This window comes from Aurantimonas sp. A3-2-R12 (genome assembly GCF_036016755.1).
Lineage (GTDB): Bacteria > Pseudomonadota > Alphaproteobacteria > Rhizobiales > Rhizobiaceae > Aurantimonas > Aurantimonas coralicida_A.
The window spans coordinates 1-13428 of sequence record NZ_JAYXIH010000025.1; the positions used below are offsets into that span (position 1 = coordinate 1).

The window sequence follows — 13428 nt, forward strand, 5'->3', positions numbered from 1 at the left end:
GCCAAATCCGACCAGCCCACGTCATTGCTTGGTCAACTTGGCGACGCGCCCACCAAGCCGCAGCTCGACAAGCGCATCTCAAATCCAAAGAGCAACTGTAATGCTAGGTAGAATTTGTCAAATCTTATCTCTTACCACGAAGAAATAGCGTAACGGATCTTCGGTCGGCAGTTACCTCCCGTTGGAAATTTTTTCGTTAGGCACAAGCGATGAGCCGCATTACGGTTTCGCTCGGTTTTGAAACAGAATTTTTGTATTCCGTTTCAAATGCCCGACTTGATCGAACTCGACGGACAGTCGCTCGTGTTCGAGACGCTCAAGAAGCGCCGCACAGGCGTCTACAGGGCCGTTCCGGTGCTGTCGGCATCAAGGGACCACAGGCAACCTCCAAGGGCTAGCGCGATGGCTACGGTGTCGCGGCGATCGGCGCGACGGTACCGCTCAACATGCTGTCGAAATGGATGAGCCATGCCGTCACGAGACGACGGCGATTTACGCCAATGCCCTGGGCGAGGAACAACGCTCGATTGCCGAGCGCATGTGGCGTTGATCCTTCTAAAAATTTCTTGCAAAAGTGTACATGATAGCGTATATATTTATGGTGTAGGAATTGGCCTACTTTCGCGAGCTATTTTCATAAGGATTTTTCAGGTGGCCGCATTTTAAAAAAGGAATAATTTATGCAATTTGAATGGGATGAGCCCAAAAGACGAGAAGTAATCGCCAAGCGTGATGTCGATATGGTCTACGCCGCCGGCATCTTCGAAGGCGAGTTTTTGACGCACCCCGACGATCGAGCCGATTACGGCGAAGAACGTCTGATCTCGATGGGATTGGTCGAGGACGAGTGCTTCGTCGTCGTCCACACCGAGCGAAACGGCGTCACTCGGCTAATCACAGCATGGAAAGGAGGTCGTGATGAGCGGTCCGAATATGAGGCAGGCATCGTCCGCCGAAATCAAACGGATGAGGGAAGCGGGTGAGCTTCACCACAATCCCAATGCACCCGTTGGCGAGAGCCTAGGCCGGGAGTTCTGGGCCAAGGCCATGGTGTCTTCACCCCAAGGCACGCCGCCGAAATCGGTGCATCTGAAGCTCGATCCCGAGGTGTTCGACTTCTACAAGTCGAAGGGCAAAGGCCACCTGACGAAAATGCAGGAGGTTCTTCGAGCTTACGCCGTTGCGCATCAATGAGGCCCCGTGTCGGTTTCGACATTAAGGGAGCCAGCCTTTGTAGGCTGGCTCCCGATCTCGTCCGAAAGGATGGAATCACGAAACGTAGAGATTTCTTGCGATTTGTTGTGAAACAGAACCGTCGTATTATGTTTCAAACGCGCCTCGCGCGGAATGCCCTTGCTCCGCGTCAGTGTTCTTTCCTCAACGCGCGCCAGCTTCCCCCCGCCACCACTCACCGTCCGCGCTCGCCGGTTCGATCCCCTCCCGGTCGACCCGCGCGGCCCATTCCGCCACCGTCCGCTCCCCAAAGACCAGATCCGGCGCGATATCGGCGAGCGGCACGATGACGAAGGCCCGCTCGCTCACGCGCGGGTGCGGCAGGGTCAGCGCCGCGTCCTCGTAAGGCATCCCGTCATAATCGAGCACGTCGAGATCGAGCGTGCGCGGCCCCCAGCGCTCGTGCCGCTCGCGCTTGAACGCCCGCTCGGTCTCAAGACACAGATCGAGGACGTCGCGAGGCGCCAGCGTCGTCTCGATCATGGCGCAGGCGTTGACGAAGAATGGCTGGTCGGTTTTGCCCCAGGGCGGGGTGCGATAAAGCCGCGAGACGGCGACGATCCGCATATCGTCGCGCGCGTCGATCAGGCGCAACGCCGCCGCCATCGTCCTTGCCGGATCGCCGATATTGCCGCCGAGACCGAGAGTCGCCGTGGCCGTCACCAGCGTTCGCCCTTCATGGCGCGGCGCATGGCGTCGGTGATCCGCAGCGCATCGCGGTTGGCCGGCACGTTGTGGACGCGAAAGATGTCGGCGCCACGCTCGCGCAACAGCGCGCTCGTCGCCGCCGTTGCGATGTCCGGCTCCGGATCCTCGCTGCCCACCGCGCCGCGCACGAAGCGCTTGCGCGAGGTGCCGACGAGCAGCGGAAAACCGAGCGCCTTCAACTCACCCAGCCGCGCCAGCAGCATCAAATTCTCCGACCCGTCCTTGGCAAAGCCGAAGCCGGGATCGAGGACGATGGCCGCATCCGGCACCCCGGCTTCCCGCGCGATCGTCAGCGATTTTTTCAAAAACAGGAACTGATCGGCGATGACGCCCGGCAATTTCTCGCGCTCGCGCCCCGTATGCATCAGGCACAGGCCGGCCCCGGTCTCCGACGCAACCCGTGCGATGACCTCATCCCTCTGGGCGCCCCAGACGTCGTTGACGATGTGCGCGCCGGCCGCCACGGCCATCCGCGCGGTTTCCGAGCGATAGGTGTCGACCGAGATGAGGCAGTCGGACCGGCGCGCCAATTCCTCGATCACCGGCATGATCCGGCGCTGCTCCTCGGCGGCGTCGATGGGCGTCGCGCCGGGCCGGGTCGATTCGCCGCCGATATCGACGATCGCCGCGCCCTCCTCGACCATCTTCAGCGATTCCGCCACCGCCGCCTCGACGCTGGCGTAGCGTCCCCCGTCGGAAAAGCTGTCGGGCGTGGCGTTGAGCACGCCCATGATGCGGGCGGTGCCGGACAGATCAAGGCTGCGGCCATGGGCCACATGCCAGACTCCGCCGCGCGGTTCGATCAGGTCCATCTCAACTCCGGTCCGTAAATCCCTTGGCTCTGTCGGTAGCGCCTGACAATGTTTCGCGCAATTATGTGCGCGCCTCCCAAGGGTGGTCGAGCCGGGTCCAGAACGTTGACCGGACCGACCGAATGATGAACGGGTGATCCGGTGGCGGCCGCTCTGAGCGTTAGCCTGCGCGCGGCCACCGCCGTAGCAACTATGCCATGACGAAAGCAGCCTTCATGAGACTTTACGCCGTCAAACAATGGATCAGTGACCGGGTGGAACTGACCACCCTCATCGCCGCGCTCCTCGTCGCCGCATCGATCTGGGGTTTCGTCTCGGTCGCCGGCGAAGTGGTGGAGGGTGACACCAAGGGCTTCGACGCCGAGATCTTGGTGTCGCTGCGCAATCCGGCCGATGCCTCCGACCCGCTTGGCCCGCGCTGGGCGGAGGAGTTCGGCCGCGACATGACCGCCTTCGGCGGCACCGGAGCGTTGGTCCTCATTACCGTCTTCACAGCCGGCTTTTTATGGATGCAGGGCAACCGCCGCTCGATGCTGCTGGTCCTCGCCGCGATCGGCAGCGGTTTCCTGATGAGCCAGCTTCTCAAATACGGCTTCGACCGACCCCGTCCCTCGCTCGTTCCGCACGGGTCGTTCGTCTACACGGCGAGTTTCCCCAGTGGTCACGCCATGATGTCCGCAATCACCTATCTGACCCTGGCGATCCTTGTCGCCCGGGTTCAAACGCAGCGACGGGTGCGCGCGTTTCTCATCAGCGTGGCGGTCTTCCTCACGGTGCTCGTCGGGGTTAGCCGGGTCTATCTCGGCGTGCACTGGCCATCCGACGTGCTGGCTGGCTGGACGGCGGGCGCGGCCTGGGCGGTCGGCTGGTGGATGATCGCCCGATGGCTGGAATCGCGCGGCGCGGTCGAGCCTGAAGCGACCGCAGCCGACGATTTCGATGCAAACCGGCCCGCACCCCGCTCGCCGACCATCTGAACATCGCGGCGGACGTGCCGCTGCTGCGGTCTGACCAAACCGCGACATCATGACTGTGCATGAGGTGAACAACTTTGCCGCCACGAGCCGCCGAGGCTTGCGGACGTAGCGTTGCTATGGAATTGATCATGGCATGCGACGCGGCGTTCCTGACAGCTCGATGCGTCGGCCGGAAACGGCGAACCCAGCACCGGAACACGGGCGGACAATGGAATATTTTCTCCAGCAATTGATCAACGGGATCACTCTCGGGTCGATCTACGGCCTGATCGCCATCGGCTATACGATGGTCTACGGCATCATCGGCATGATCAATTTCGCCCATGGCGAAATCTTCATGCTTGGCTCCTTCATCGCGCTCACCACGTTCCTCCTGCTCGCCGCGATCGGCATCACCTTCCTGCCGCTGGTGCTGGTGATCATGCTGGCGGTCGCCATGCTTCTCACAGCGCTCTGGGGTTGGACCATCGAACGGGTGGCCTATCGGCCGTTGCGCGGCTCGTTCCGGCTGGCGCCGCTGATCACCGCCATCGGCATGTCGATCTTCCTGCAGAACTTCGTCCAGATCACGCAGGGCGCGCGCGTCAAGCCGCTGCCGCCGCAGATCCAGGGCGGAATCACGCTCATCGACGGTCCCGGCGCCATCGCGGTGCAGATCTCCTACATGCAGATCATCATCATCGCGACGACCATCGTCCTGATGGCGGTATTCTCGCTGATCATTTCGCGCACATCGCTCGGACGGCAGCAGCGGGCCTGCGAGCAGGATCAGAAGATGGCTTCGCTGCTCGGCGTCAATGTCGACCGGACGATTTCGCTGACCTTCGTAATGGGCGCCACCCTCGCCGCCGTCGCCGGCATGATGTACCTGCTCTATTACGGCGTCATCGACTTCTACATCGGCTTCGTCGCCGGCGTGAAAGCCTTCACCGCGGCCGTTCTCGGCGGCATCGGCTCGATGCCGGGCGCCATGCTCGGCGGTTTGGCCATCGGCCTGATCGAGACATTCTGGTCGGGCTATTTCTCGGTCGAGTACAAGGACGTCGCGGCCTTTTCCATTCTCGCGATCGTCCTGATCTTCATGCCGTCCGGCCTGCTTGGCCGGCCGGAAGTCGAGAAGGTCTGAGACGATGGCCGACGATCCGACAGCCGCCACGATCACTCCGGAAGGCGCCGAACTCAAGCAGGAAGAGCGCCGCGAGGCAGCACGCGGCGAGCCCCCCTTCGTAGAGGCACCGCAAAGCGACAGCCGCCTCGTCGCCTCGCTGAAGGAGGCGGGCATCACAGCGGCGATCGTCGCCGGGCTGACGCTGGTCTTTCTCGCCTTTCGCAGCGACATCGCGACCGGCGGCCTCGACCTCTTAGCCCGGCCGATGCTGTGGCTCAGCTGGATCGCCATCGCCTTCGTCGGGCGGTTCGTGCTGTCCTACTTCCTGTTCAAGGCCGAGCGGCCGATCAGCGGCTATTTCAAACGGACCAAGGCCACCTCTTCTGCTGCCGGAGGTATCCCTCTCGGCAAGGTGTTCGGTATCCTCCTGCTGTTGGTCGCCTTCACGCTGCCCTTCCTGCTCGACACCTTCCTGCCGAGTCAGAACCGCTATCTCCTCGACCTGGCCATCCTCATCCTCACTTATGTCATGCTGGGCTGGGGCCTGAACATCGTGGTCGGTCTCGCTGGCCTGCTCGATCTCGGCTACGTCGCCTTCTATGCGGTGGGCGCTTATTCCTTCGCGCTGCTGTCGACGAATTTCGGCCTCGGCTTCTGGGTTTGCCTGCCGATGGCCGGGCTGTTCGCGGCGATGTGGGGCGTCATGCTCGGCTTCCCGGTGCTACGCCTGCGCGGTGACTATCTGGCGATCGTGACGCTCGCCTTCGGCGAGATCATCCGTATCGTGCTGCTCAATTGGTACGAGTTCACCGGCGGACCGAACGGCCTGCTAGGCATCCCGAAACCGACCCTTTTCGGTCTCGAATTTTCGCGCGGTGAGGGCTCCTTCTCGGACTTCTTCGGCCTCGAATACAGCTCGGTGCAGCGCTTCGTGTTCCTGTATTATATCATTCTCGCACTGGCTCTGATCACCAATTTGGTGACCCTCAGGCTACGCAAGCTGCCCGTCGGCCGCGCCTGGGAAGCGTTGCGCGAGGACGAGATCGCCTGTCGCTCGCTCGGCATCAATACTGTCAACGTCAAGCTGACGGCTTTTGCCACCGGCGCGATGTTCGGCGGCTTCGCCGGCTCGTTCTTCGCCGCGCGCCAGGGCTTCATTTCCCCCGAGAGTTTCACCTTCATCGAATCGGCAATCGTGCTGGCCATCGTCGTGCTGGGCGGTCTCGGCTCGCAGCTCGGCGTGGTCATCGCGTCGGTGGTGATGATCGGCGGCATCGAGCTCCTGCGAAACCTGACGGCCCTGCAGGCCGTATTCGGCAGCGATTTCGATCCCACCCAGTACCGGATGCTGATCTTCGGCTTGGCCATGGTGGGGATCATGGTGTGGAAGCCGCGCGGCCTGATTTCGTCTCGCTCGCCTTCCGTATTCTACAAACAAAAGAAGAAGATCGGCGCCGATCTTGTCGCCCAGGGCGAGGGTCACTGATGTTGAAGGAAAGCGAACGCTGGTCGGTCGACCCGGTCCTCACGGTCGAGCATCTGACGATGCGCTTCGGCGGCCTCACCGCCGTCGATGATCTGTCCTTTAACGTCGGCCGCGGCGACATCACCGCGCTGATCGGTCCGAACGGCGCCGGCAAGACCACGGTGTTCAACTGCGTCACCGGCTTCTACAAGCCGACCGAAGGGCGCATCGCGCTGCGCCGCGGCCGCGGCATCCCGGAGGCGAAGGTCCGCGAACTCACTGATAGCGGCCGGCAGTATATCGACGCCGAATCTGGCTCAATCTTTCTCCTCGAGCGCATGGCGGACTTCAAGATCACCGAGGTCGCCGGGGTCGCGCGGACGTTCCAGAACATCCGCCTGTTTGGCGGCATGACGGTGCTGGAAAACCTGCTCGTTGCCCAGCATAACAAGCTGATGGATGCCTCCAACTTCACCATCGGCGGATTGATCGGCCTGCCCGGCTACCGCCGCGCCGCGGCCGCCGCCAAGGACAAGGCCGTCGATTGGCTGCGTCATACCAACCTGCTCGATCGGGCGGACGATCCGGCGTCGGATCTTCCTTACGGTGCCCAGCGTCGGCTGGAAATCGCCCGCGCGATGTGCACTGATCCGTCGCTTCTGTGCCTCGATGAGCCGGCCGCCGGCCTTAATCCGCGCGAATCCGCCGAGCTCAACACGTTGTTGAAATATATTCGTGACGAGCACGACGTGTCGGTTCTGCTGATCGAGCACGACATGGGCGTGGTCATGGAAATTTCCGATCACATCATCGTCCTCGACTACGGCAAGAAGATTTCGGACGGTTCGGCCGACAAGGTCCGCAACGATCCGAAGGTCATCGCGGCCTATCTCGGCGTCGACGATGAAGAGGTCGACGCGATCGAGGAAGACCTTCACATCAAGAAAGGGCCCGCCAACGCCGCGCCCGCAAGCCCTCAGGGAGGCGCCACATGAGCGCCGTTGTCGAAACGCAGCCGACGGCCGAACCGTTGCTGACGATCCGTGGCCTTCAGACCTTCTACGGCAAGATCCAGGCGCTCAAGGGGGTCGATGTCGACGTTTACGAAGGCGAGATCGTTACGATGATCGGTGCCAATGGCGCCGGAAAATCGACGCTGATGATGACGATCTGCGGCAATCCGCGCGCCCGCGAGGGCCAGATCGTCTACCGCGGCGAGGACATCACCCATCTGCCGACCCATACCATCATGTCCAAGTCGATCGCCCAGTCGCCCGAGGGGCGCCGGGTGTTCGGGCGCATGACGGTGATGGAGAATCTCCAGATGGGCGCGATCCTGGAGGACGACTCCTTTTTCGACGACGATTTGCGCAAGGTCTTCGAGCTGTTTCCGCGCCTCAAAGAGCGCCGCGGCCAGCGTGGCGGCACCCTGTCCGGCGGCGAGCAGCAGATGCTGGCGATCGGACGGGCGCTGATGAGCCGGCCGAAGCTGCTGTTGCTGGACGAGCCCTCGCTCGGCCTCGCCCCTTTGATCGTCAAGCAGATCTTCGAGGTCATTCGCGAACTCAACCGCAACGAGGGCCTGACGGTCTTTCTCGTCGAGCAGAACGCCTTCCATGCCCTGCGCCTCGCCCATCGCGGCTACGTGATGGTCAACGGCACGATCACCATGACCGGCACCGGGAAGGAGCTACTCGCCCGCGAGGAGGTTCGCAGCGCCTATCTCGAGGGAGGAGCACACTGATGGCGCCCGAAATGTCCTTGCTCTGGGAAGTCGCGATCGGTGAATTCCTGTTCGTCACGGTAATTCTGGGCGGCGGCGGCGCCTGGATGATCGGGCGGTCGACAGCTCTGACCTGGAGCGGCTGGGGTCTGATGGCGTTCTATGTCCTGCTTCTGACCATCGCGGTCCGCTTTATTCATTTCAGCCTGTTTGGCGGGACCTTCTTTCTGCCGCCCGCGACCTTCGGCGTCGCGTTCTACTATGCGCTTATCGATTACATCGTGCTGTTCGCTTTCGCGGCCGCCGGGCGCAGTTTCGTGCGCACTCGGCAAATGAGCCGGCAATACGGCGTCTTGCGCCACGAAAACTGATCGGTCTGCTCCGCGATTCAGCATCTTTGAATTTTTAGGCCGGCGCTATTCCAACGCCGGCCGATCCGGTCTTTAATCCCCGCCAGGAGGGGATGCACATTGCATCTCCGTGGCCTTCTGGCCGCCTCAAAGAATAAACAGGGAAGATTCTCATGAAGAAAATACTTCTAGCGGGCGCAGCGCTCAACCTCGTCTTCGCGGGCGCGGCCTACGCCGAGATCACTATCGGCGTCGCCGGCCCCATGACCGGCCAGTATGCCAGCTTCGGCGAGCAGTTGCGCACCGGCGCCGAGCAAGCCGTCGCCGACATCAACGCCAAGGGCGGCGTCAACGGCGAAATGCTGAAACTGTCCGTCGGCGACGACGCCTGCGACCCGAAGCAGGCCGTCGCGGTCGCCAACCAGTTCGCCTCGCAGGGCGTGCCCTTCGTCGCCGGTCACTTCTGCTCGGGTTCCTCGATCCCGGCCAGCCAGGTCTATAACGACGAGCAGATCGTGCAGATCTCGCCGGCCTCGACCAATCCCGATTTCACCGACAAGCGTCCCGGTGGCGGCATCTTCCGCGTCTGCGGCCGTGACGACCAGCAAGGTGAGGTTGCCGGCAATTACATCGCCGAGACCTTCCCAGATCTCAAGGTCGCGATCATCAACGACAAGACCGCCTATGGTAAGGGCCTGGCCGACGAGACGCAGAAGACTTACGAGGCGGCCGGCAAGACCCCGGTTCTCGTGGAGTCCTACACCGCCGGCGAAAAGGACTACACCGCTCTTGTCACCAAGATGAAGGAAGCCGGCGTCGGCCTCGTCTATGTCGGCGGCTATCATACCGAAGCCGGCCTGATGGCGCGTCAGATGCGCGAGCAGGGTATGGACACCATCTTGATGTCCGGCGATGCACTGGTCAGCGACGAGTACTGGGCGATCACCGGCGATGCCGGCCAGGGCACGCTGATGACCTTCTCCCCGGACCCGCGCAAGAACGAGGCGGCCGCTCCGGTCGTCGCCGAGCTCGAGAAGCAGGGCAAGACCGCCGAGGGCTACGTGCTCTACACCTACGCGGCGATCCAGGCTTGGGCGGACGCGGTGACCAAAGCCGGCTCCACCGACTACGACCCCGTCGTCGAGGCGCTCAATGCCAACGATTTCACCACTGTGATTGGCGATCTGAAGTTCGACGACAAGGGTGACGTGACCCTGCCGGGCTACGTCCTCTATGAGTGGAAGGACGGCAAGTACGACTACGTCGAGACCGCCGATGCCGGCGGCGCGATGATGAAAGACGACAAGATGAAAGAGGGCATGGAAAGCATGTCCAAGGAAGGCGAGAAGCCTGCGGACGGCGCAGATGCCGAGAAGCCGGCCGACCCGGCAGGCGAAACCACGACCAAGTAAGACGGTCGGCGGGCTCTGCCCGCGCCATCCGACAGTGACAGAACCCCGGCGCTCGGCGCCGGGGTTCTTTTTCATCTGGCCTGTGCCGGGTTACGACCGCGACACCCGTTCCCTCGCAAACCGGTGCCGCAGGCTCACTGTCAGCCGTGTCGGAAGGTCGCCGGCCGCTTCTCGCGGAAAGCCGACATCCCCTCCTTCTGGTCGCCGCCGGCAAACAGCGCGTGAAAGATCCGGCGTTCGTGCAGAAGTCCCTCGCGCAGACCGACCTCGAAGGAACGGTTGGTCGCTTCCTTGGCGGTCATCGTCGCCGGCTTGGAGAAGTCCGCGATCGTCGTTGCCGCGCCGAGCGCCTCCTCCATCAGCTTATCCGCCGGCACCAACCGCGAAACGAGACCGATGCGCTCGGCCTCCTCGGCGCCGATCATCCGGCCGGTGAGGATCATGTCCATCGCCTTGTACTTGCCGACCGCGCGGGTCAGGCGCTGGGAGCCGCCCATGCCGGGAATGATGCCGAGCTTGATCTCCGGCTGACCGAACTTGGCGCTGTCGGCCGCGACGATGAGATCGCACATCATCGCCAGCTCGCAACCGCCACCGAGAGCGAAGCCGGCGACGGCCGCGATCATCGGCGTGCGCACCCGCTCCAGCGCCTCCCATTCGGAAAACCAGTCGGCGAGCATCATCTCCATTGCCGAGCGGTCTTCCATTTCCTTGATGTCGGCCCCGGCCGCGAAGGCCTTCTCCGAGCCGGTGATCAGGATCGCGCCAACCTCGGGATCGCGGTCGAGCGAGCCGGTTAGCTCGACCAGTTGGCGCATGACCGCGCTGTTCAGCGCGTTCAGTGCCTTGGGACGGTTGAGGGTGAGGATCGCGACGCGGCCCTCGCGGCGTTGGAGGACGATGTCGGTTTCGCTCATTGGGTTATCTCCCGCTGGATCGAGCCAGGACGAGCACCGCTCGCCCGCGTGACAGGTCTATGGGCCGGCCTCGCGATCGCGTCCGGCCGATAGTCGATTATTTGGGCTGCATCCTGATCGCGCCGTCGAGGCGGATCGTCTCGCCGTTCAGCATCGGGTTCTCAACGACGTGGATAGCGAGCTTGGCGTATTCCTCCGCCGTGCCGAGCCGCGAGGGGAACGGGATCGAGGCGGCGAGCGAGGCCTGCACATCCTCCGGCATACCGGCGAGCATCGGCGTCTCGAAGATACCGGGGGCGATGGTCATCACCCGAATGCCGGACTTGGCTAGGTCGCGCGCCATCGGCAGCGTCATCCCCGCGATACCGGCCTTGGAGGCGGCATAGGCGATCTGCCCCATCTGCCCGTCGAAGGCGGCGACCGAGGCCGTGCTGACGATGACGCCGCGCTCGCCGTCCGCGTTCAGCGGTTCGGCCTCCGACATCCTCAGCGCCACCTGGGACGAGAGGTTGAACGTACCGATGAGATTGACGGCGATCACTTTCTGGAACAGCGCCGGATCGTGCGCCTCGCCGCGCGACACCGTCTTGCGGCCGACTGCGATGCCGGCGCAATTGACCAGGATGCGCGGCGTTCCGTGCGCCTCGACGGCCTTGGCCACGGCGTCGGCCACTGCGCCCGGATCGGACACGTCGCACTTGATGAACAGGCCGCCAATCTCCTCGGAGACCGCGCGACCGCCCTCCTCGTTCACGTCGAGCACGGCGACCTTCGCGCCCATCGCCGCGAGCGCCCGCGCCGTGCCACGGCCAAGCCCCGATCCCGCACCCGACACGATCGCCGGCGTCGTCTGTCCAATGTCCAAGAATCTCTCCTCCGGTTTCGCTGGCCCGACTCGATCGTCCGTCGCCGCCGGTGCCGTCGATGATGAATTAGCACGTCACCAGAGTAGCGAAAGCCCCGGATGAAAGGCCCCGTCCTACCGGCGATATCGTATGGCCACCTTCCCTGCCTCGTCGCCCTGTCGTATGGAGCGGGCAACGCAACATCCGGCCCGGAGTTTGGCATGAGCCGCACCGTCTACGTCAATGGCGACTACCTCCCGGAACAAGAGGCAAAAATCTCGGTTTTCGACCGTGGCTTCCTGTTCGCCGACGCGGTCTATGAGGTGACCAGCGTCCTGTCGGGAAAGCTCGTCGACTTCGCCGCCCACATGAAACGCCTCGAGCGTTCGCTGTCGGAGCTCAAGATGGCGACCCCGGCCAGCGACGCGGAACTCCTGGCGATCCACCGGGAGCTGGTGAAACGCAACGGCATCGACGAAGGCATGGTCTACATGCAGGTGACGCGCGGGGCGGCCGACCGCGACTTCCTGTTTCCGCCGGAAGATACCAAGCCGTCGCTGGTCCTGTTCACCCAGGCGATGGGGCTGCGCGACAAGCCCGCCGCGCGCACCGGCATCAAGATCGCGTCGGTGCCGGATCTGCGCTGGGCTCGCCGCGACATCAAGACCGTGCAGCTGCTCTATCCCTCGATCGCCAAGACGGAAGCCAAAGCGAAAGGCGCTGACGACGCCTGGTTGGTCGAGGACGGTATGGTCACTGAAGGCACCTCCAACAATGCCTACATCCTCACGGAAGACGGCGCCCTGGTCACGCGCGCGCTGTCACATGCGATTCTGCACGGCATTACCCGCGCCGCCGTGTTGCGAATGGCGGAGGAGGACGGCCTGCGGATCGAGGAGCGCAGCTTCACGCTGGAAGAGGCCAAGCGCGCCAAGGAAGCCTTTATCACCTCCGCCTCCGCCTTCGTTCTGCCGGTGGTGGAGATCGATGGCGTCGCCCTTGGCGACGGCATGCCCGGGCCGGTGGCGCGGCGGCTACGCGAAATCTACCTGGCCGAGGCGGACCGCACGGCGATCTGAGGATAGTCCGAGGACAGGCGATCAAGGGCATCCAAGCTTAATAGCCTCGGTCAAGCTTTTCAATTTTATGCCCTTGCGGAATTTTTTGCTTATTTAGGGTTGTCATTCTGGTATTTTTGCGAATAATGCTAAATTATATCGAAATTCCCTGGATTTTCAAGTACAGGAGAATATTATGGCCGATCATAAAAAGGAAACCGAGAGAACCTTTCATTATCTGACGTGCGCTGCATTTCAGGCCTTTCAATTTAAGATGTCAGCCAACGCAAAGGAATTTGAGACGGATCTAGCGGTCATAGCCATGAGTTCGCGACGGACGGTCGCGCAGGCGATGCGCGCCGTGGAAAAATCGCCCTTCAAGACCGTTTTTGTGGTCGACCCCGAGAGTGGAAAGGTCGGCTTCGCACTGTCGCAGAACCAGGAATATGTGGCGGAAGCCAAGAAGAAGGGCGGAGGCGGAGGTCGGCCGAAGCTGCCTCCCAGTCCAGCGGAGGAATGCTGCGCGATCTGCATGGCTATGGGTGCTGACGGCTGCCTCGTTCTTGAGAACATGAACTGCTATTGCCTGACAGAGGGCTCGAGTGGCTCAGGGAACATCAATATCAACGAGCCTCTGGACCAACTCTGGCCTTGACTTGGATCATTCGCTAAGGCGCTTCTCGTCATCCCCGGCGCGTTCTGGCCGGCAAGGCTTGATCCTGTCTGGTGCAAGCGGCCTTGCGGCACAGCGAGTCGAATCCATCCGATGGTCAGCGCGGGTGCTCCACTTTCGTTTCTTGCGTTTTAGTTTCGTTTTTCC

General features: G+C 62.6%; 15 protein-coding genes. 11 read left to right on the forward strand and 4 right to left on the reverse strand.

Going from position 1 to position 13428, the window contains the following annotated elements; all coding sequences use genetic code 11:
* Positions 1-680: 680 nt before the first annotated feature.
* Together VSX60_RS13735 and VSX60_RS13740 are read left to right on the forward strand one after the other, a co-directional pair.
* A complete protein-coding gene (locus tag VSX60_RS13735) occupies positions 681-983 on the forward strand; it encodes a BrnT family toxin (RefSeq protein WP_327624784.1) in 303 nt (100 codons plus the stop codon).
* Positions 967-1194, forward strand: coding sequence for a BrnA antitoxin family protein (locus VSX60_RS13740; RefSeq protein WP_327624786.1), 228 nt, complete (start codon positions 967-969; stop codon positions 1192-1194). Before VSX60_RS13735 ends, VSX60_RS13740 begins: the two co-directional genes overlap by 17 nt.
* A gap of 183 nt (positions 1195-1377) precedes the next feature.
* Here the strand turns inward: VSX60_RS13740 and folK are convergent, their stop codons facing one another.
* Positions 1378-1896, reverse strand: a complete 519-nt coding sequence (folK, locus tag VSX60_RS13745; protein WP_327624787.1) for a 2-amino-4-hydroxy-6-hydroxymethyldihydropteridine diphosphokinase — start codon at positions 1894-1896, stop codon at positions 1378-1380.
* Positions 1893-2753 (reverse strand): dihydropteroate synthase, encoded by an 861-nt coding sequence (gene folP, locus VSX60_RS13750; protein WP_327624788.1) that lies wholly within the window; start codon positions 2751-2753, stop codon positions 1893-1895. Before folP ends, folK begins: the two co-directional genes overlap by 4 nt.
* A 215-nt stretch (positions 2754-2968) precedes the next feature.
* On the opposite strand from folP, the gene VSX60_RS13755 reads away from it, so the two are divergent.
* The 7 genes from VSX60_RS13755 (at position 2969) to VSX60_RS13785 (ending at position 9788) form a co-directional block, all read left to right on the forward strand.
* Positions 2969-3730 carry a phosphatase PAP2 family protein gene (locus VSX60_RS13755; protein WP_327624789.1) on the forward strand — a complete coding sequence of 254 codons (762 nt, stop codon included), beginning with the start codon at positions 2969-2971 and terminating at the stop codon, positions 3728-3730.
* A 208-nt stretch (positions 3731-3938) separates the two neighbouring features.
* On the forward strand, positions 3939-4856 hold the full coding sequence (locus VSX60_RS13760; RefSeq protein ID WP_327624791.1) for an ABC transporter permease subunit: 918 nt from the start codon (positions 3939-3941) through the stop codon (positions 4854-4856).
* 4 nt (positions 4857-4860) lie between these two features.
* Positions 4861-6324: a high-affinity branched-chain amino acid ABC transporter permease LivM gene (gene livM / locus VSX60_RS13765; protein WP_327624792.1), complete on the forward strand. Its 1464-nt coding sequence runs from the start codon at positions 4861-4863 to the stop codon at positions 6322-6324.
* The gene (locus VSX60_RS13770; protein ID WP_327624794.1) at positions 6324-7298 is read left to right on the forward strand and encodes an ABC transporter ATP-binding protein; all 975 of its coding nucleotides are present in this window, start codon (positions 6324-6326) and stop codon (positions 7296-7298) included. Before livM ends, VSX60_RS13770 begins: the two co-directional genes overlap by 1 nt.
* Entirely contained in the window at positions 7295-8047 is a 753-nt protein-coding gene (locus tag VSX60_RS13775) for an ABC transporter ATP-binding protein (RefSeq protein ID WP_327624795.1), read from the forward strand. The genes VSX60_RS13770 and VSX60_RS13775 overlap by 4 nt, the downstream gene beginning before the upstream one ends.
* A complete protein-coding gene (locus tag VSX60_RS13780) occupies positions 8047-8397 on the forward strand; it encodes a DUF6867 family protein (RefSeq protein ID WP_327624796.1) in 351 nt (116 codons plus the stop codon). Before VSX60_RS13775 ends, VSX60_RS13780 begins: the two co-directional genes overlap by 1 nt.
* A gap of 152 nt (positions 8398-8549) precedes the next feature.
* The gene (locus VSX60_RS13785; protein WP_327624797.1) at positions 8550-9788 is read left to right on the forward strand and encodes a branched-chain amino acid ABC transporter substrate-binding protein; all 1239 of its coding nucleotides are present in this window, start codon (positions 8550-8552) and stop codon (positions 9786-9788) included.
* A gap of 140 nt (positions 9789-9928) precedes the next feature.
* On the opposite strand, the gene VSX60_RS13790 is transcribed toward VSX60_RS13785, so the two are convergent.
* Together VSX60_RS13790 and VSX60_RS13795 are read right to left on the reverse strand one after the other, a co-directional pair.
* On the reverse strand, positions 9929-10705 hold the full coding sequence (locus VSX60_RS13790) for an enoyl-CoA hydratase (RefSeq protein WP_327624798.1): 777 nt from the start codon (positions 10703-10705) through the stop codon (positions 9929-9931).
* A gap of 97 nt (positions 10706-10802) precedes the next feature.
* Positions 10803-11570, reverse strand: a complete 768-nt coding sequence (locus VSX60_RS13795) for an SDR family NAD(P)-dependent oxidoreductase (protein WP_327624799.1) — start codon at positions 11568-11570, stop codon at positions 10803-10805.
* A 201-nt stretch (positions 11571-11771) separates the two neighbouring features.
* Here VSX60_RS13795 and VSX60_RS13800 point away from each other — a divergent pair, with 201 nt between their 5' ends.
* Both VSX60_RS13800 and VSX60_RS13805 read left to right on the forward strand, forming a co-directional pair.
* Complete coding sequence (locus VSX60_RS13800; RefSeq protein ID WP_327624800.1) at positions 11772-12629, forward strand: D-amino-acid transaminase; 858 nt, start codon at positions 11772-11774, stop codon at positions 12627-12629.
* 175 nt (positions 12630-12804) lie between these two features.
* A complete protein-coding gene (locus VSX60_RS13805) occupies positions 12805-13263 on the forward strand; it encodes a hypothetical protein (protein WP_327624801.1) in 459 nt (152 codons plus the stop codon).
* Positions 13264-13428 lie beyond the last annotated feature (165 nt).